Source organism: Acidimicrobiales bacterium, from assembly GCA_036273495.1.
Lineage (GTDB): Bacteria > Actinomycetota > Acidimicrobiia > Acidimicrobiales > JAJPHE01 > DASSEU01.
In genome coordinates this window covers 1-15,350 of sequence record DASUHN010000101.1, presented here as the reverse complement: position 1 = coordinate 15,350, position 15,350 = coordinate 1, and the positions used below count along the sequence as shown (strand labels likewise).

General features: G+C 71.0%; 26 protein-coding genes and 2 pseudogenes. 1 reads left to right on the top strand and 27 read right to left on the bottom strand.

What is annotated here, in order from left to right:
• Positions 1 to 123 precede the first annotated feature (123 nt).
• Positions 124 to 576, bottom strand: coding sequence for a 50S ribosomal protein L13 (gene rplM / locus VFW24_04155; protein ID HEX5265942.1), 453 nt, complete (start codon positions 574 to 576; stop codon positions 124 to 126).
• 165 nt (positions 577 to 741) lie between these two features.
• Between rplM and ilvA the strand changes: the two genes are divergently transcribed.
• Positions 742 to 1,941: a threonine ammonia-lyase gene (ilvA, locus tag VFW24_04150; GenBank protein HEX5265941.1), complete on the top strand. Its 1,200-nt coding sequence runs from the start codon at positions 742 to 744 to the stop codon at positions 1,939 to 1,941.
• A 91-nt stretch (positions 1,942 to 2,032) separates the two neighbouring features.
• Here the strand turns inward: ilvA and truA are convergent, their stop codons facing one another.
• The 26 genes and pseudogenes from truA to VFW24_04020 form a co-directional block, all read right to left on the bottom strand.
• Positions 2,033 to 2,977 (bottom strand): tRNA pseudouridine(38-40) synthase TruA, encoded by a 945-nt coding sequence (gene truA / locus VFW24_04145; GenBank protein ID HEX5265940.1) that lies wholly within the window; start codon positions 2,975 to 2,977, stop codon positions 2,033 to 2,035.
• Positions 2,974 to 3,267 (bottom strand): 50S ribosomal protein L17, encoded by a 294-nt coding sequence (gene rplQ / locus VFW24_04140; protein ID HEX5265939.1) that lies wholly within the window; start codon positions 3,265 to 3,267, stop codon positions 2,974 to 2,976. The genes truA and rplQ overlap by 4 nt, the downstream gene beginning before the upstream one ends.
• Before the next feature lie 62 nt (positions 3,268 to 3,329).
• Positions 3,330 to 4,271, bottom strand: coding sequence for a DNA-directed RNA polymerase subunit alpha (locus VFW24_04135; GenBank protein ID HEX5265938.1), 942 nt, complete (start codon positions 4,269 to 4,271; stop codon positions 3,330 to 3,332).
• 60 nt (positions 4,272 to 4,331) lie between these two features.
• On the bottom strand, positions 4,332 to 4,958 hold the full coding sequence (gene rpsD, locus VFW24_04130; GenBank protein HEX5265937.1) for a 30S ribosomal protein S4: 627 nt from the start codon (positions 4,956 to 4,958) through the stop codon (positions 4,332 to 4,334).
• 2 nt (positions 4,959 to 4,960) lie between these two features.
• Positions 4,961 to 5,359: a 30S ribosomal protein S11 gene (gene rpsK / locus VFW24_04125; protein ID HEX5265936.1), complete on the bottom strand. Its 399-nt coding sequence runs from the start codon at positions 5,357 to 5,359 to the stop codon at positions 4,961 to 4,963.
• A 28-nt stretch (positions 5,360 to 5,387) separates the two neighbouring features.
• The gene (gene rpsM / locus VFW24_04120; GenBank protein HEX5265935.1) at positions 5,388 to 5,768 is read right to left on the bottom strand and encodes a 30S ribosomal protein S13; all 381 of its coding nucleotides are present in this window, start codon (positions 5,766 to 5,768) and stop codon (positions 5,388 to 5,390) included.
• Positions 5,769 to 5,770: 2 nt separating this feature from the next.
• A complete protein-coding gene (gene rpmJ / locus VFW24_04115; GenBank protein ID HEX5265934.1) occupies positions 5,771 to 5,884 on the bottom strand; it encodes a 50S ribosomal protein L36 in 114 nt (37 codons plus the stop codon).
• Positions 5,885 to 5,911: 27 nt separating this feature from the next.
• The gene (gene infA, locus VFW24_04110; protein HEX5265933.1) at positions 5,912 to 6,136 is read right to left on the bottom strand and encodes a translation initiation factor IF-1; all 225 of its coding nucleotides are present in this window, start codon (positions 6,134 to 6,136) and stop codon (positions 5,912 to 5,914) included.
• A 166-nt stretch (positions 6,137 to 6,302) separates the two neighbouring features.
• Positions 6,303 to 7,043 carry a type I methionyl aminopeptidase gene (gene map, locus VFW24_04105; protein HEX5265932.1) on the bottom strand — a complete coding sequence of 247 codons (741 nt, stop codon included), beginning with the start codon at positions 7,041 to 7,043 and terminating at the stop codon, positions 6,303 to 6,305.
• A complete protein-coding gene (locus tag VFW24_04100; GenBank protein ID HEX5265931.1) occupies positions 7,043 to 7,711 on the bottom strand; it encodes an adenylate kinase in 669 nt (222 codons plus the stop codon). Before VFW24_04100 ends, map begins: the two co-directional genes overlap by 1 nt.
• The gene (secY, locus tag VFW24_04095) at positions 7,712 to 8,989 is read right to left on the bottom strand and encodes a preprotein translocase subunit SecY (GenBank protein ID HEX5265930.1); all 1,278 of its coding nucleotides are present in this window, start codon (positions 8,987 to 8,989) and stop codon (positions 7,712 to 7,714) included.
• A gap of 174 nt (positions 8,990 to 9,163) precedes the next feature.
• Positions 9,164 to 9,652 carry a 50S ribosomal protein L15 gene (rplO, locus tag VFW24_04090; protein HEX5265929.1) on the bottom strand — a complete coding sequence of 163 codons (489 nt, stop codon included), beginning with the start codon at positions 9,650 to 9,652 and terminating at the stop codon, positions 9,164 to 9,166.
• Positions 9,649 to 9,858 carry a 50S ribosomal protein L30 gene (rpmD, locus tag VFW24_04085; protein ID HEX5265928.1) on the bottom strand — a complete coding sequence of 70 codons (210 nt, stop codon included), beginning with the start codon at positions 9,856 to 9,858 and terminating at the stop codon, positions 9,649 to 9,651. The genes rplO and rpmD overlap by 4 nt, the downstream gene beginning before the upstream one ends.
• A 2-nt stretch (positions 9,859 to 9,860) precedes the next feature.
• Positions 9,861 to 10,409 (bottom strand): 30S ribosomal protein S5, encoded by a 549-nt coding sequence (gene rpsE, locus VFW24_04080; GenBank protein ID HEX5265927.1) that lies wholly within the window; start codon positions 10,407 to 10,409, stop codon positions 9,861 to 9,863.
• A 6-nt stretch (positions 10,410 to 10,415) separates the two neighbouring features.
• Positions 10,416 to 10,787 carry a 50S ribosomal protein L18 gene (gene rplR, locus VFW24_04075; protein HEX5265926.1) on the bottom strand — a complete coding sequence of 124 codons (372 nt, stop codon included), beginning with the start codon at positions 10,785 to 10,787 and terminating at the stop codon, positions 10,416 to 10,418.
• Positions 10,784 to 11,323 carry a 50S ribosomal protein L6 gene (gene rplF / locus VFW24_04070; protein HEX5265925.1) on the bottom strand — a complete coding sequence of 180 codons (540 nt, stop codon included), beginning with the start codon at positions 11,321 to 11,323 and terminating at the stop codon, positions 10,784 to 10,786. The genes rplR and rplF overlap by 4 nt, the downstream gene beginning before the upstream one ends.
• Positions 11,324 to 11,344: 21 nt before the next feature.
• On the bottom strand, positions 11,345 to 11,749 hold the full coding sequence (gene rpsH / locus VFW24_04065) for a 30S ribosomal protein S8 (protein HEX5265924.1): 405 nt from the start codon (positions 11,747 to 11,749) through the stop codon (positions 11,345 to 11,347).
• A 15-nt stretch (positions 11,750 to 11,764) separates the two neighbouring features.
• Positions 11,765 to 11,950, bottom strand: coding sequence for a type Z 30S ribosomal protein S14 (locus VFW24_04060; protein ID HEX5265923.1), 186 nt, complete (start codon positions 11,948 to 11,950; stop codon positions 11,765 to 11,767).
• A gap of 7 nt (positions 11,951 to 11,957) precedes the next feature.
• Positions 11,958 to 12,536: a 50S ribosomal protein L5 gene (gene rplE / locus VFW24_04055; GenBank protein ID HEX5265922.1), complete on the bottom strand. Its 579-nt coding sequence runs from the start codon at positions 12,534 to 12,536 to the stop codon at positions 11,958 to 11,960.
• Entirely contained in the window at positions 12,533 to 12,838 is a 306-nt protein-coding gene (rplX, locus tag VFW24_04050; protein ID HEX5265921.1) for a 50S ribosomal protein L24, read from the bottom strand. The genes rplE and rplX overlap by 4 nt, the downstream gene beginning before the upstream one ends.
• A gap of 2 nt (positions 12,839 to 12,840) precedes the next feature.
• Positions 12,841 to 13,209, bottom strand: coding sequence for a 50S ribosomal protein L14 (gene rplN, locus VFW24_04045; protein HEX5265920.1), 369 nt, complete (start codon positions 13,207 to 13,209; stop codon positions 12,841 to 12,843).
• The gene (gene rpsQ / locus VFW24_04040) at positions 13,206 to 13,481 is read right to left on the bottom strand and encodes a 30S ribosomal protein S17 (GenBank protein ID HEX5265919.1); all 276 of its coding nucleotides are present in this window, start codon (positions 13,479 to 13,481) and stop codon (positions 13,206 to 13,208) included. The genes rplN and rpsQ overlap by 4 nt, the downstream gene beginning before the upstream one ends.
• Positions 13,482 to 13,584: 103 nt before the next feature.
• Positions 13,585 to 13,776, bottom strand: a pseudogene (gene rpmC, locus VFW24_04035) (50S ribosomal protein L29).
• Positions 13,776 to 14,198 (bottom strand): 50S ribosomal protein L16, encoded by a 423-nt coding sequence (gene rplP, locus VFW24_04030; GenBank protein HEX5265918.1) that lies wholly within the window; start codon positions 14,196 to 14,198, stop codon positions 13,776 to 13,778. Before rplP ends, rpmC begins: the two are co-directional and overlap by 1 nt.
• 289 nt (positions 14,199 to 14,487) lie before the next feature.
• Positions 14,488 to 15,132 (bottom strand): annotated as a pseudogene (gene rpsC / locus VFW24_04025) (30S ribosomal protein S3).
• Positions 15,132 to 15,350: hypothetical protein (locus tag VFW24_04020; protein HEX5265917.1), on the bottom strand; the 219-nt coding region annotated here is incomplete at its 5' end. The pseudogene rpsC and the gene VFW24_04020, both read right to left, overlap by 1 nt.

The following is a 15,350-nucleotide window of genomic DNA, read 5'->3' as shown; positions in this document are numbered from 1 at the left end:
CCTCGCCCTCGGGGGCGGTGACGGGGGCCGGGCTCTCGGTGGCGCCGTCCTGGTAGTTGCGGAGGCGCACCCGGGCCACGGCGGCCTTGCGGCGGCCGGTCGTCTGGGTCAGCGGCTTCGGCATCAGCGGCCCTCCCGGCGGGCGCCGGCGATCTCGAGCGGCGCCGGCTGCTGGGCGGCGTGGGGGTGGTCGGGGCCGCGGTACACCTTCAGCTTGCGCAGCATGTGGGCGCCGAGTGGTCCCCGGGGCAGCATGCCCTTGACCGCCCGCCGCACCACCTCCTCCGGCCGGGTGGCCAGGAGGTCGGCGTAGCTGCGGCTGCGCAGCCCGCCCGGGTACCCGCTGTGGCGGTAGGCGAGCTTCTTCTCGGCCTTGTCCGACGTGAGGACGACCCGCGCCGCGTTCACCACGACCACGTGGTCCCCGGTGTCCATGTGCGGGGCGAACATCGGGTTGCGCTTGCCGCGCAGGATCGACGCCACCTCGGACGCCATCCGCCCGAGCACCAGACCGTCGGCGTCGACGACGTGCCAGGAGCGGTGGATGTCGGAGGGCTTGGGGGAGAACGTGCGCACGGACCGGTCCTGTTGGTGCCGAAGGGATCTGCAGCTACGGCCCGGCCCGCACGAGCGGGTCGGGGCCACCGGCTTCCGGGCCCGGAGACCGGCGGGAGGCCGACCAGAAAGGATAGGACGCCGGGGCCCTACGCTCCAAATGGTGACCGTCGACCCGCCCGCCCGGTGATCGGCCCGCGGGACGTCGAGTCCGCCGTCGAGCGCCTCGAGGGGGTGGCGCGGGCCACTCCGGTGACGACCAGCGGGACCATCTCCCGGCTGGCGGGCCGGCCCGTGCTCTTCAAGCCCGAGCACCTCCAGCGCACCGGCTCGTTCAAGATCCGGGGGGCCTACAACCGGATTGCCGGCCTGGCGCCGGGCACCCGGGTCGTCGCCGCCTCGGCGGGCAACCACGCCCAGGGGGTGGCCCTGGCCGCCCGGCTGACGGGGCGGGCGGCCACCATCTTCATGCCCGCCAACGCCGCCCTCCCGAAAGTGGAGGCCACCCGGGCCTACGGCGCCGAGGTGCGCCTCGAGGGAGAGGGGGTGGACGACTGCATAGACCTGGCCCGCGGCTTCGGCGAGGACGGCGGCCATGTCTACGTCCCGCCCTTCGACGATCCCGACGTGATGGCGGGCCAGGCCACCGTGGGCTGGGAGATGGCCCGGGAGGCCCCGGAGGCGGCCGTCGCCGTGGTGCCGGTCGGAGGGGGCGGTCTGCTGGGGGGGACGGCGGCCGCCCTGGCCCACTGGGCGCCGGGGATGCGGGTCGTCGGCGTCGAGGCCGAGGGGGCGGCCTCGATGCGGGCGGCCCTCGACGCCGGCCGGCCCGTGCGCCTCGACGGCGTCGCCACCATCGCCGACGGGATCGCGGTCCGGGAGGTCTCCTGGCTGACCCTCGCCCACGTCCGGGCCTACGTCGACGACCTCGTGACCGTCTCCGACGAGGAGATCAGCCGGGCCATGCTCCTGCTCCTCGAGCGGGCCAAGTGGCTGGTCGAGCCCGCCGGCGCCGCCGCCCTGGCGGCCGTGCTGGCCGGACGGGTGCCGGAAGGACGGGGGCCGGTGGTGGTCGTCCTGTCCGGGGGCAACGTCGACCCCCTGCTGCTCACCCGGCTGGTCGAGCACGGGCTGGCGGCGGCCGGGCGCTACCTGCAGCTCCGCGTGCTCCTCCGGGACCACCCCGGCGCTCTGGCGGCGCTGGCCGCGGCGCTGGCCGATCTCGGCCTCAACGTCCTCGACGTGATCCACCACCGCTCCGGCGGCCCGACCGTGGCCCCCGACGAGGTCGAGGTCCTGGTCACGGTCGAGACCCGGGACCCCGGCCACCGCGACCAGACCGTCGCCGACCTCCGGGACCGGGGCTTCCGCGTCGAACAAAACTGAGGGCCCGCCTCCAGGCCGGCGGGGCTGGGGTCCCCGCCGGCAGCGGCGGGCGAGGTCCGCAGGACCCGGGTGCCCGCCGCCATGACGAGCCTCAGTAGCCGACGTCGACGAGGCAGAGGCCCCGGGGCGGGGCCAGGACCCCGGCGGCCGAGCGGCTTGCGGAGCGGAGGATGGCGCTCATCTCCCCGGCCTTGAGCCGTCCCCGGCCCACGTCGACCATGGTGCCGACCAGCGAGCGGACCATCTGGTGGCAGAAGGCGCTGGCCCGGATCTCGAACACGAGCAGCTCGGGGGGCGGATGCTCGGGGACCCGGCCCGAGGAGGGCCGGCCCGAGGCCGGGGCCGACCCGTCGCACCACTCCGCCTCGAGCACCCGGCGCACCGTGCTGCCGGCGCGGTCGGGGCGCTGGCGGCAGAAGGCGGCAAAGTCGTGCTCCCCGTAGATGGCGTCGCACGACAGCTGCATGGCCCGCAGGTCGAGGGGCTCGTCGACGTGCCAGGTCGTGCGGGCCAGGAAGGGGTCGGGGTCGGGGCGGTTCAGCACCGTGTAGCGGTAGCGGCGCCAGCGGGCGGAGCGCCGGGCGTCGAAGCCGGGCGGCGCCGGCTCGGCGGCCCGGACGACGATGCGGGGAGCGAGCATGCGGTTGAGGGCGCGGCGGAGAGCGGGGAGCGGGGGAGCAGCTTGGTCCTCGAGGAGGGCGGCGAACGAGGCCCGGCAGCGCTCGGGTGACACGTCGAAGTGCACGACCTGGCCGGCGGCGTGGACCCCGGCATCGGTCCGCCCGGCGCACACCAGCTCGACGGGGTGGCCGACGGCGGTGTCGAGAGCCTGGGTCAGGGCGCCGGCGACCGTGGGGATCCCGGGCTGCAGGGCGAAGCCGCGAAAGTCGGTACCGTCGTACGCCACGGTCATCCGGATGCGCACCGCGCCCGGGGCCAGAGGCTGGGGAAGCCGCTCCAGAGGCGAGCGCCCGGCGGCGGTGCCCGACCCCGGGGCTGGCGAACCGGCGCCGGCCTCGGGATCGAAGAGCGTCAAACCAGCTCGATGCGCGCCATAGGCGCGTTGTCCCCGTGGCGGGGGCCGAGCTTGAGGATGCGCGTGTAGCCGCCCGGGCGGTCGACGTAACGGGGGCCGATGTCGTCGAACAGCTTGTGGGCCATGTCCTTGTCCCGGATGAACGACACGACCTGGCGCTGGTTGTGCACGCCACCCTTGCGCGCCTTGGTGATCATCTTCTCCATGACCGGGCGCAGGGCCTTGGCCTTGGCCTCGGTGGTGACCAGGGTCTCGGCCGCGATGAGCGACGCCACCAGGTTGCCCATCATGGCCTTCTGGTGGGCGGCGTCCCCGCCGAAGCGGGGGCCCTTCTTGGGTGCGGCGGGCACGCCTAACCGTCCTTGTTGCGCAGGGCCAGGCCCCGCTCGTCCAGCTTCTGCAGTACCTCGTCCAACGACTTCTGGCCGAAGTTGGTGATGGCCAGCAGGTCCTCCTCGGTGCGCTCGACCAGCTCCCCGACCGTGTTGATCTGGGCCCGCTTCAGGCAGTTGCGGGGCCGCTCGGAGAGGTCGAGGTCCTCGATGAGCAGGTCGAGGTCCGGGGAGCCGCTGGAGATCGAGCCGACGTCCCCGAGCTCGAGACCCTGGGGGTTCTCGCTCATCTCGGCCACCAGGCCCGCCAGCGAGCGCAGGGTGTCGCCGGCCGAGGCCAACGCCTCGCGCGGCGAGATGGACCCGTCGGTCTCGATGTCGAGGACCAGGCGGTCGTAGTTGGTGGACTGCTCGACGCGGGTGGGCTCGACCGTGAACGCCACCCGGCGCACGGGAGAGAAGATCGAGTCGATCGGGATCACGCCGCTGACCGACGAGCGCTTGTTCCGGTCGGCGGACACGTAGCCCCGGCCCCGCTCGACCGTGATGTCCACGGCCAGCCGGCCCTTGTTGTTGAGCGTGGCGACGTGCAGGTCAGGGTTCAGCACCTCGACGTTGGCGGGCAGCTGGATGTCCCGGGCGGTGACGGTGGCGGGGCCCCGCACGTCCAGCCGGACGGTCACCGGGTCATCGGACTCGACCCGCAGCACCAGGTCCTTGAGGTTGAGGATGAGGTCGGTGACATCCTCCTTCACCCCCGGAAGGGTGGTGAACTCGTGGAGGGCGTCGTCGAAGCGCAGCTGGGTGACGGCGGCGCCGGGGATGGAGGAGAGCAGCGTGCGGCGCAGCGAGTTGCCCAGGGTGTGGCCGAAGCCGGGCTCGAGGGGGCTGATGGCGAACCGCTGCCGGTTGCCGATCTCCTCGTCTACCGGCTCGACGGTCGGGCGTTGGATGATGAGCATCGGTGGTTCCTTGCGGATAGGTCCCCCGGCCCGGGCGGCCGCGGGATGGGTGCTGCCGGACTACTTGGAGTACAGCTCGACGATCAGCTGCTCGCGCACGGGGGCGTCGATGTGCTCACGCATGGGCAGCTGGCGGATGGTGACGCCGAGGCCTCCCTCGGCGGCGTCCAGCCACGGGGGGATCTGACGGTCCAGGGTGTCCATGTTGTGGCGGATCAGGATCATCTCCTGGGCCCGGTTCTTCAGGGTGACCACGTCCCCCAGGCGGACCCGGAAGCTCGGGATGGTCACCCGCCGGCCGTTGACCTCGACCAGCCCGTGGCGCACGAACTGCCGGGACTGGTTGCGGCTCGAGCCCCAGCCCGCCCGGAAGGCCACGTTGTCCAGGCGCAGCTCGAGCATGCGCAGGAGGTTCTCCCCGGTGATACCCGACTGGCGCGACGCCTCCTCGTAGAGGTTGGCGAACTGCTTCTCGAGCAGGCCGTAGATCCGGCGGGCCTTCTGCTTCTCGCGCAGCTGCACCAGGTACTCCGACCCCTGGCGCATCCGGTCGCGACCGTGCTCCCCGGGGGGATAGGGCCGGCGCTCGATCGGGCACTTCATCGAGTCGCACTTGGCGCCCTTGAGGTACAGCTTCATCTTCTCCCGCCGGCACAGCCGGCAGACCGGGCCTGTGTAACGAGCCATCGCTAGACCCTCCGCCGCTTCTTGGGCCGGCAGCCGTTGTGGGGTATCGGGGTGACGTCCTTGATCCCCGACACCTCGATGCCGGAGTTCTGGAGGGAGCGGATGGCGGTCTCCCGGCCGGAGCCGGGACCCTTCACCAGCACGTCGACCTTGCGCACACCGTGCTCCATGGCCCGGCGGGCGCAGGCCTCGGCGGCCAGCTGGGCGGCGAAGGGGGTCGACTTGCGTGACCCCTTGAAGCCCACGTTGCCGGCCGACGCCCAGGCCAGGACGTTGCCCTCGGGGTCGGTGATCGACACGATCGTGTTGTTGAACGAGCTTTTGATATGGGCCACGCCGAAGGCGATGTTCTTGCGCTCGCGGCGGCGGGGGCGCCGCCCCCCGGGCTTGGGCTTGGCCATCAGTTGCTGCCTGCGGTCAGTGCGTGCATCAGTGCTTGCGGACCTTCTTCTTCCCGGCCACGGTCTTCTTCGGGCCCTTGCGGGTGCGGGCGTTGGTGTGGGTGCGCTGGCCGTGGACCGGCAGGCCCCGACGGTGGCGCAGCCCCTGGTAGGAGCCGATCTCCATCTTGCGCTTGATGTCCTGGGCCACGTCCCGGCGCAGGTCACCCTCGACCTTGAGGTTCGAGTCGATCCACCCCCTGAGGCGGGCCACCTCCTCGTCGGTCAGGTCCCGGACCCGGGTGTCGGGGTCGATGCTGGTCTGGGAGCAGACCAGCTTCGAGGTGGTCCGGCCGATCCCGTAGATGTAGGTGAGCGATATCTCCAGCCGCTTCTCGCGGGGGATGTCGACTCCGGATATGCGCGCCATGGCTAACCCTGCCTCTGCTTGTGGCGGGGGTTGTCGCAGATCACCATCACCCGGCCGTGCCGGCGGATGACCTTGCACTTCTCACACATCGTCTTGACGCTCGGTCTCACCTTCATGGCTTTCTCACCTTCTGAGCCGTTCCCCTACTTGTACCGGTAGGTGATGCGGCCCCGGGTCAGGTCGTAGGGGGTGATCTCGACCTGGACCTTGTCCCCCGGGAGGATGCGGATCCGGTGCATCCGCATCTTGCCGGAGCTGTGGGCCAGGACCTTGTGGCCGTTCTCCAGCTCGACGCGGAACATGGCGTTGGGCAGGGGCTCGATGACCGTCCCTTCCAGCACGATCGCGTCCTCTTTGGGTTTGGGCAGCGTCCTCCTCCTGGGTGAATCTCGACTTGTCGGTCTCGGCGGGCACGGTGCTCCGCTGCTACGCGGTGCTGCCGCTATGGTCTCGACCGGGCGGGCCGGCGGCCCGCCGGTAGCCCTGAGCCAACGAGGGCCGGGGCGCGACGGACCGAACGAATAGTTTAACGCGTCAAGGAAGCGTCAGCACCTCCGGGCCGTCGTCGGTGACGGCGATGGTGTGCTCGAAGTGGGCCGAGAGGCTCCCGTCGGCGGTCACCACGCTCCAGCCGTCCTCGAGCTGGCGGGTCCCCGGTCCACCTACGTTGACCATGGGCTCGACGGCGAACACGTGGCCGGGGCGGAGCCGGGGGCCCCTCCCGGCCGGGCCGTAGTTGGGCACCTGGGGCTCCTCGTGCATGGCGGTGCCGATGGCGTGGCCGACGTACTCCCGCACGATCGAGAACCCGGCCTCCTCGGCCACCGTCTGGACGGCGTGGCCGATGTCGGAGAGGCGGTTGGTGGGGCGCATCTGCTCGATGGCCGCCCACAGGCTGGCCTCGGTGACCTCGATGAGGCGGGCGGCCTCCGGTCCGACCTCCCCCACCGGGGCGGTGTAGGCGGCGTCCCCGTGGTAGCCCTCGATGATGGCCCCGCAGTCGATCGAGATGATGTCCCCCTCGCCCAGCCGGTAGGAGCCCGGGATGCCGTGGACGATCATGTCGTTGGGGGATGTGCAGATCACGGCGGGATAGCCGTGGTAGCCGAGGAAGTTGGACCGGGCCCCCCGGCGCTCGAGGACGTCCCGGGCCACCTGGTCCAGATCCGCGGTGGTGACCCCGGGACGGATGGCGGCCCTGGTCTTCTCGTGCATCTCGGCCACCACCCGGCCCGCCCGGCGCATCCGGGCCAGCTCCTCCTTGGTCCTGACCATCAGAGCGGGGTCTCCCGCCTCCGATCAACGGCCCGGATCAGCCGGGCGCTCACCTCGTCGGGGTGGCCCAGGCCGTCGACCGCGATCAGCTGGCGGCGCTCCTCGTACCAGGCGATGAGCGGGGCGGTCTGCTCCTCGTAGAGGGACAGACGCCGGCGGATGGCCTCCTCGGTGTCGTCCTCCCGCTGGAGGACCTCGCCGCCGCAGACGTCGCAGATCCACTCCACCCGGGGCGGCGTCGCGGTGCTGTAGTTGGCCCCGCAGTCCCCGCACACCCGCCGGGCCGCCAACCGCCGGAGCACCACCTCGGTCGGGACCTCGAGGTCGACCACCATGGGCAGCTGTTCCTCGGGCAGCATCCGGGCCAGCTCCTCGGCCTGGTGCACGGTGCGGGGGAAGCCGTCGAGCACGTAGCCCCGGCCCTGGGCGTCACGCTGGTCGAGGCGCTCCCGGACCAGGCCGATGACGATCTCGTCGGGGATCAGCTCCCCCCGCTCCATGTACAGAGCGGCCTTGAGCCCGAACGGCGTGCCGGACTTGGCCGCGGCGCGCAGCATGTCCCCCGTCGATACGTGCGGGACGACATAGTGCCGGGCCAGGCGCACCGCCTGCGTTCCCTTACCGGCTCCCTGCTTGCCCAGGATGACCAACCTGACGCCAGGAACCACTTACCGCAAGAAGCCCTCGTAGTTGCGCATCATGAGCTGGCTGTCGATCTGCCGCATGGTCTCCAGCGACACCCCGACGGCGATCAGCAGAGTGACGCCGGCGAACGGATAGCTGGTGTTGAGATGCCACAACGCCAGGATGATCGAGGGCAGCAGGGCCACCGCCGCCAGGAAGACTGAGCCCGGGATCGTGATGCGATTGAGGATGCCCGCCAGGTAACGCTCGGTGGGCGGCCCGGGCCGGATGCCGGGGATGTAGCCGCCCTGCTTGCGGATGATGTCGGCCTGCTGGTGGGGGTCGAACTGGATGGCCGTGTAGAAGAAGGCGAACAGGATGATCAGCACGCCGTACAGGAAGATGTAGGTCAGGCTGGTGGGCTGGGCCAGATCGTTGTTGATGAAGTTCTGGAAGCCCTTCCACGGGATGACGTTGGACAGCAGGACGGGGAAGTAGAGGACCGAGCTGGCGAAGATGATCGGGATGACGCCGGACTGATTCACCTTGAGCGGGATGTAGGTGCTCTGGCCCCCGTACATCCGGCGCCCCACCACCCGTTTGGCAAACTGGACGGGGATCCGGCGCTGGCCCAGCTCCACGAACACGATGGCCACCACCAGGACGATCGTGACGCCGAGCACCACCCCGAACTTGAGGTTGCCGCCCTCGGCCCGGATGTTGGCGCCGCCCGACGGCATGCCCGCCACCACGTTGGTGAAGATCAGGATCGACATCCCCTGGCCGATCCCCCGTTGGGTGATGAGCTCGGCCAGCCACATCACGAAGGCGGTGCCGGCGGTCAGGGTGAGCACGATCAGCAGCACCCGGGGGACCGTGAACTTGGGGATCAGGTCGACGTTGAGGTTGCCCCCGAGGAAGCTCGACCCGCCGTTGTGGAAGACGAACGCCAGCCCGGTCGACTGCATGAGCGCCAGTCCCACGGTGAGGTAGCGGGTGGCCTGGGTGAGCTTCTTCTGGCCCACCGCCCCCTCGTCGCGCCACTTCTCGAACTTGGGGATCACCACACCCAGGAGCTGGATGATGATCGAGCTGGTGATGTAGGGCATGATCCCCAGCCCGAAAACGGCGAAGCGGGTGAGGGCGCCGCCCGAGAAGAGGTTGAGGAACCCGAGCACGCCGGCCGCCTTGGCCTGCTGCTGGAGCCGCTGCACCGCCGCCAGGTCGATCCCCGGCGTCGGGATGTTGGCCCCGAACGCGTAGAGGGCGATGATCGTCAGCGTGAACAGGATCTTGTTCCGGAGATCCGGAACACGGAACATGTTCGACAGGCTCGACAGCACGTGCGCTCCCGCGGAACCGGGGCCCCGAGCGGGGCCGGCTGTGGACGGAGAAGATTACCCGGCTACCGGGACCGGCGGGGTTGGGGTCCCCGCCGGCAGCGGCCTGCGAGGTGCCCGGGGCCCCCGGCGCCCGGGGCCGGGAAGGGCCCGCCGCTAGCGGTTGGTGAGGGCGTTGCCCTTGGCGGGCGGGCGGCCGTTGCCGAAGGGCGGGGGGAGGATCCTGACGCTGCCCCCGGCCTCGGTGATCGCCTTCTCGGCGGAGCGGGACACGGCGTGGGCCTCCACGGTCACCCGCCGGCCCAGCTGACCCCGGCCCAGGATCTTCACCAGGCCGTGCTTGTGGACCAGGCCGGCGGTGCGGAGGGTGTCCGGGGTCACCACGTCCTGACCGAGGTGCTCCAGGGCGTCGAGGTTGACGACGTTGTACTCGACCCGGAAGGGGTTCTTGAACCCCTTGAGCTTGGGCACCCGCTGGGACAGCGGGAGCTGGCCGCCCTCGAAGCCGACCTTGACCGTGTCGCGGGCCTTCTGGCCCTTCATGCCCCGCCCGGCGGTCTTGCCGCCCTTGCCGGCGATGCCGCGGCCGACCCGCCGGCGGGGGCGGGTGGCGCCCTCGGCGGGCTTCAGATCGTGGACCTTCACTTGCTCTCCTCGCCGCTCGGCTGGACGTCCTCGTCGACCCGGACCAGATGGGGCACCCGGGCCACCATCCCCCGGACCTCGGGGCGGTCGGGCAGGACGTTGGACTTGCCGATGCGTCCCAGCCCGAGGGCCCGCAGGGTGCCGCGGTGCTTGGGCTTGGTACCGATGGAGGAGCGGACCTGGGTGATCCGCAGCGAGCCGGCCACGTTCACGCCACCTCGGTCGGCACGTGGACGCCGCGCTCGCGCTCCCGGTAGGCCTCGAGGACCCGGCGGGGGGTCACCTCCTCGGGGGACTTGCCCCGGATCGCGGCGATCTGGTCGGGCCGCTTCAGGGCCTTCAGCCCGGCGATGGTGGCGTGGGCCACGTTGATCCCGTTGGAGGACCCCAGCGACTTGGTCAGGATGTCGTGGATCCCGGCCATCTCGAGGATGGCGCGGGCCGCTCCACCGGCGATCACCCCGGTTCCGGGGGCGGCGGGCTTCAGCAGGACCCGGCCGGCGCCGCTCTCGCCGATGATCGGGTGGGTGATGGTCGATCCGGCCAGCGGGACGTGGAACAGGTTCTTCTTGGCCTCTTCGATGCCCTTCTGCACCGCCAGGCCCGCTTCCTTGGCCTTCCCGTAGCCGAGTCCCACCCGGCCGTTGGTGTCGCCGACGACCATGAGGGCGGTGAACGAGAAGCGCCGGCCACCCTTCACGACCTTGGCCACGCGGTTGACCTTGATGGTCCGCTCTTCGAACTGTCCTTCGGGCATGGTGACTCAGAACTCCAATCCGGCCTCGCGGGCCGCGTCGGCCAGGGCCGCCACCCGGCCGTGGTACAGGAAACCGCCGCGGTCGAAGACCACACGGGAAACGCCCGCCGCCCGGGCCCGCTCGGCCACCAGACGGCCCACCGAGGCTGACGACGTCTTGTTGCCGGTCGGCCCGGTCCGCAGCCCCGACTCGAGCGTCGACGCCGCCGCCAGAGTGCGCCCGGTGCTGTCGTCGATGACCTGGGCCACGATGTGGCGGTTGGAGCGGAACACGGCCAGGCGGGGACGCTCCTGGGTCCCGCCCAGCTTCCGCCGCACCCGGGCGTGGCGGCGCCGGCGCAGGCCGGCCCGGCTGCCGGTGTCGAAACGCACGCTCACTTGGCCGCCTTCCCCGCCTTGCGGAGCACTCGCTCCCCGGCGTAGCGGACGCCCTTGCCCTTGTAGGGCTCGGGCTTGCGGATCTTGCGGATGTTGGCCGCCACCTGACCGACCAGCTCCTTGTCGATCCCCCGCACGATGATCCGGGTCGGTTGGGGCACCTCGAAGCTGATTCCCCCCGGGGCGTCGACCGTGACGGGGTGGCTGAACCCGAGGGCCAGCTCGAGCTGGCCCGGCCCGCGGGCGGTGGCCCGGTAGCCGACCCCGACGATCTCCAGCTCCTTGCTGAAGCCGGCGGTCACGCCGGTGACCATGTTGGCCACCAGCGACCGGGTCAGGCCGTGCAGCGCCCGGTTGTGGCGCTCGTCGTTGGGGCGTTCGACGAGGAGGGTGCCGTCGTCCTGGCGGAGGGTGATCTCCCCGGGCAGGTCGCGCTCCAGCGTGCCCTGGGGGCCCTTCACCGTGACGTGGCCTCCCGCCACCGCCACGTCCACACCGGACGGCACCGGAATGGGCGATCTTCCGATTCGTGACACTTCAGCTCCTCCGGGCCCTGGTCACCACACGAAGCACAGGACCTCTCCACCGATGCGTTGCCGCCGGGCCTCCCGGTCGGTCATCAGGCCCTTGCTGGTCGACACCACCGCCACTCCCAGGCCCCCGAGCACGCGGGGCAGCCGGTCGGCATTGCTGTACACCCGCAGCCCCGGCTTGGAGACCCGGCGCAGCCCCGAGATGGTACGGGCCCGCTCCGGGGTGTACTTCATCGATATCTCGAGCACCCGCCCCGGCCGTCCGGGCGAGTCCTCGACCTGGAAGTCGGCGATGTACCCCTCCCTCTGGAGGATGGCGGCCAGCGCCTCCTTCAGCTTGGAGCTCGGCATGCGCACGGTGTCCTTCATCGCCACGTTGGCGTTGCGCAGGCGGGTCAGCATGTCCGCCAGGGGATCCGTCATGGTCATGGACGCGTCACCCCCTCACCAGCTGGCCTTGGTGACCCCAGGGATCTCCCCGGCGTGGACCATCTCCCGGAGGCAGATGCGGCACAGGCCGAACTTGCGGTACACCGCCTTGGGGCGCCCGCAGCGCCGGCACCGCGTGTAGGCGCGGACGCGGAACTTGGGCTTGCGCTGCTGCTTCTCGATGAGAGCCTTCTTGGCCATATCCTCGCTATTGCCCTTCGCGTCGGAACGGGAAGCCGAAGGCGGACAGGAGTGCCCGGCCTTCGTCGTCGGTTCGTGCCGTGGTGACGATGGTGATGTCCATGCCCCGGGTGGTGTCGATCTTGTCGTAGTCGATCTCCGGGAAGATCAGCTGCTCGGTGACCCCGAACGTGTAGTTGCCCCGGCCGTCGAAGGCGTTCGGCGGCAGGCCGCGGAAGTCGCGGATGCGGGGGATGGCCAGTGAGATCAGCCGGTCGAGGAACTCCCACATCCGGTCCCCGCGCAGGGTGACCTTGGCCCCGATGGCGTTGTTCTCCCGGAGCTTGAAGCCGGCTACCGACTTCTTGGCCCTCGTCACCAACGGCTTCTGGCCGCTGATCGTCTCCAGGTCGCGGACCGCGCCCTCGAGGAGCGAGGGCTGCTGGGTGGCCCGGCCCACGCCCATGTTGATGACGATCTTCTCCAGGCGGGGCACCTGCATGATGTTCGACAGGCCCAGCTCGGAGCGCAGGGCGGTGCGGATCTCCCCGTCGTAGCGCTGACGGAGCCGGGGGCGGGCGGTGGGGGCCGGGGCGGTGGTGGTCACAGGTCACCTCCGCACTTGCGGCACACCCGCTGCTTGAGTCCCTGGTCGTCGATACGGACGCCGATCCGGGTGGGGCCGCACTGCGGGCACACCACCGCCACCGACGACGCCGGCATCGGGAGGTCCTTGTCGATGATCCCGCCCTGCATGGTGGCCCGGGTGGCCCGCTGGTGGCGCTTGACCTGATTGACCCCGTCGACGATGACCCGGCCCTGCTTGGGGAGGACGCGCATCACCGTGCCCTCCCGGCCCCGGTCCTTGCCCTGGAGCACCCGGACGCGGTCACCCTTCTTGATCCGCACGGCTACAGCACCTCCGGCGCGAGCGAGACGATCCTCATGAAGCGCTTGTCGCGCAGCTCCCGGCCGACCGGCCCGAAGATGCGGGTCCCCCGGGGCTGCTGCTGGTCGTTGATGAGCACGGCGGCGTTCTCGTCGAAGCGGATGTAGCTCCCGTCGGGGCGGCGCTTCTCCTTCTTGGTGCGCACGACGACGCACTTCACGACATCACCCTTCTTGACGGCCGCGCCGGGGATGGCCTCCTTCACCGTGGCCACGAAGACGTCCCCGATCGAGGCGTAGCGGCGACGGGATCCGCCGAGCACCTTGATGCAGAGCACCTCACGGGCGCCGGAGTTGTCGGCGACCCGGAGGCGCGATTCCTGCTGGATCACTTCGCACGCTCCAGGACCTCGACGATCCGCCACCGCTTGAGCTTGGACTGGGGGCGGGTCTCGGACACCCGGACCCGGTCCCCCACCCGGACGTCGTTGACGGCGTCGTGGGCGTACAGGCGCTTGGTGCGCTGGACGGTCTTGTCGTAGCGGGGATGCCGCACCCGCTCGATCACCGCCACGATTGCGGTCTTGTCCATCTTGTTGGAGACCACGATGCCCTCACGCACCTTGCGGCGGTTGGGGCGGGGGGACGCCGACGGCTCAGACATCGTTCACCTCTCCCTGGTCGGCCCCGGCCGCGACAGCGGCAGGCTGGGGTGCCACCGCCTCCGGGGTGGCACGCCCGGCCCCGGCCAGCGCCTCGGCCTCGTCGATCTCCCGCTCGCGCATCACGGTCAGGATGCGAGCGACGTCCCTGCGGACCTGGCCGAGGCGCGACGAGTTGTCGAGCCGGCCGGTCACCAGCTGGAAACGGAGGTTGAACAGCTCCTGCTTGGCCTGGCCGAGGCGGCTGTACAGCTCCTCCTCCTCCATCTGGCGGTACTCCTCGACGTTGGAGGCCATCAGACCTCCACCTCGTCGGAGCGCACGACGAACCGCGCCTTGATCGGCAGCTTCTGGATGGCCCGTTCCATGGCCGAGCGGGCCAGCTCCTCGTTCACGCCCGCCAGCTCGAACATGATGCGGCCGGGCTTGACCACGGCCACCCAGTGCTCGGGGTTCCCCTTGCCCGATCCCATGCGCGTCTCGGCCGGCTTCTGGGTGACGGGCTTGTCGGGGAACACCCGGATCCAGACCTTGCCGCCGCGGCGGACGTGGCGGGTCATGGCGATTCGGGCCGCCTCGATCTGACGGGCGGTGATCCACCCCGGCTCCAGGGCCTGGATGCCGAAGTCCCCGAAGCCCACCACGGTGCCGCCCTTGGCGTTGCCGCTCAGGCGCCCGCGCTGCTGCTTGCGGTGCTTGACCTTACGGGGCATCAACACGGCGTCAATCACTTTCCTTGCGGAAGTGGGGCGCCTCGTGGTGCTCGGCCCGGGTACGGCGCTCGATGTCCTCCTCCTCGGCCAGGATGCGCTCGAGATCGGGGTCGATCGTGGCGCCCACCGGGGCCGCCTCCTCGACGGCCTCGGCTCCCTCCAGGACCTCGGTGGCCTCCCCCGGCTCCCCCTGCTCGGGCCGGCGGCGCCCGCCTCCTGCGGAGATGACCCGGCGGGGCCGGGACTGGCCCGACGTCTCCCCGACGGCCATGGCCGCCTCCCGCGAGATCTTGTCCTCGGCGGACGTGCGGTAGGGGAGGATGTCCCCCTTGTAGATCCACACCTTGACCCCGATGCGCCCGAAGGTCGTCTTGGCCTCGCGGAAGCCGTAGTCGATGTCCGCTCGCAGGGTGTGCAGAGGCACCCGCCCCTCGCGGTAGGACTCCCGGCGCGACATCTCGGAGCCCCCGAGGCGGCCGGCGCACTGCACCCTGATCCCCTGGGCCCCGGCCTTCTGCACGGTCTGGATGGCCCGCTTCATGGCCCGGCGGAAGCTCACCCGTCCGGCCAGCTGATCGGCGATGCCCTGGGCGATGAGGGCGGCGTCCAGCTCGGGCTGCTTGATCTCCTGGATGTTCAGCTGGATCTTGGGGTTGTGGGTCATCTTGGCCAGGTCGGTGCGGAGGCGGTCGGCCTCGGCCCCCCGGCGCCCGATCACGATCCCGGGACGGGAGGTGTGCACGTCGACGCGGAGGCGGTCACGGGTGCGCTCGACCTCGATCCGGCTCACCGCCGCCCGCTCGAGCTGCTTGGTCAGGTAGTTCCTGATCTTCCAGTCCTCGATCACGTAGTCCTGGTATTCGCGGTCGGTGAACCACCGCGACTTCCAGTCGGTGGTCACGCCGAGGCGGAACCCGTAGGGGTTGACCTTCTGGCCCATCAGCTGCCTTCTTCCTCTGTCGTCTCGGCGGCGTTCTCTTCGGGGGCGGTCTCGGCCTCCGCCGGGGTCTCGGCCTCCGCCGGGGTCTCGGCCTGGGCGGCCTCGACGGCGGGGGCCTGCTGGCCGACGATCCCGACCTCCTCGGCCGCCTCGGCGGCACCTTCGCCCTGGTCGCTCACCGTCTCGTCGCCACGCGTCTCGTCGGTGAGCGCCTCGTC

Coding starts and splice junctions, on each gene's coding strand:
- secY (HEX5265930.1), bottom strand. CDS start 8,989: ATGTTCCGTGTTCCGGATCTCCGGAACAAGATCCTGTTCACGCTGACG.
- VFW24_04060 (HEX5265923.1), bottom strand. CDS start 11,950: ATGGCCAAGAAGGCTCTCATCGAGAAGCAGCAGCGCAAGCCCAAGTTC.
- rpsH (HEX5265924.1), bottom strand. CDS start 11,749: ATGACCATGACGGATCCCCTGGCGGACATGCTGACCCGCCTGCGCAAC.
- rpsE (HEX5265927.1), bottom strand. CDS start 10,409: ATGCCCGAAGGACAGTTCGAAGAGCGGACCATCAAGGTCAACCGCGTG.
- map (HEX5265932.1), bottom strand. CDS start 7,043: ATGGTCAGGACCAAGGAGGAGCTGGCCCGGATGCGCCGGGCGGGCCGG.
- rpsM (HEX5265935.1), bottom strand. CDS start 5,768: ATGGCGCGCATATCCGGAGTCGACATCCCCCGCGAGAAGCGGCTGGAG.
- rplQ (HEX5265939.1), bottom strand. CDS start 3,267: ATGATGGGCAACCTGGTGGCGTCGCTCATCGCGGCCGAGACCCTGGTC.
- rpsD (HEX5265937.1), bottom strand. CDS start 4,958: ATGGCTCGTTACACAGGCCCGGTCTGCCGGCTGTGCCGGCGGGAGAAG.
- VFW24_04135 (HEX5265938.1), bottom strand. CDS start 4,271: ATGCTCATCATCCAACGCCCGACCGTCGAGCCGGTAGACGAGGAGATC.
- rpmJ (HEX5265934.1), bottom strand. CDS start 5,884: ATGAAGGTGAGACCGAGCGTCAAGACGATGTGTGAGAAGTGCAAGGTC.
- rpsQ (HEX5265919.1), bottom strand. CDS start 13,481: ATGTCTGAGCCGTCGGCGTCCCCCCGCCCCAACCGCCGCAAGGTGCGT.
- rpsK (HEX5265936.1), bottom strand. CDS start 5,359: ATGGCCAAGCCCAAGCCCGGGGGGCGGCGCCCCCGCCGCCGCGAGCGC.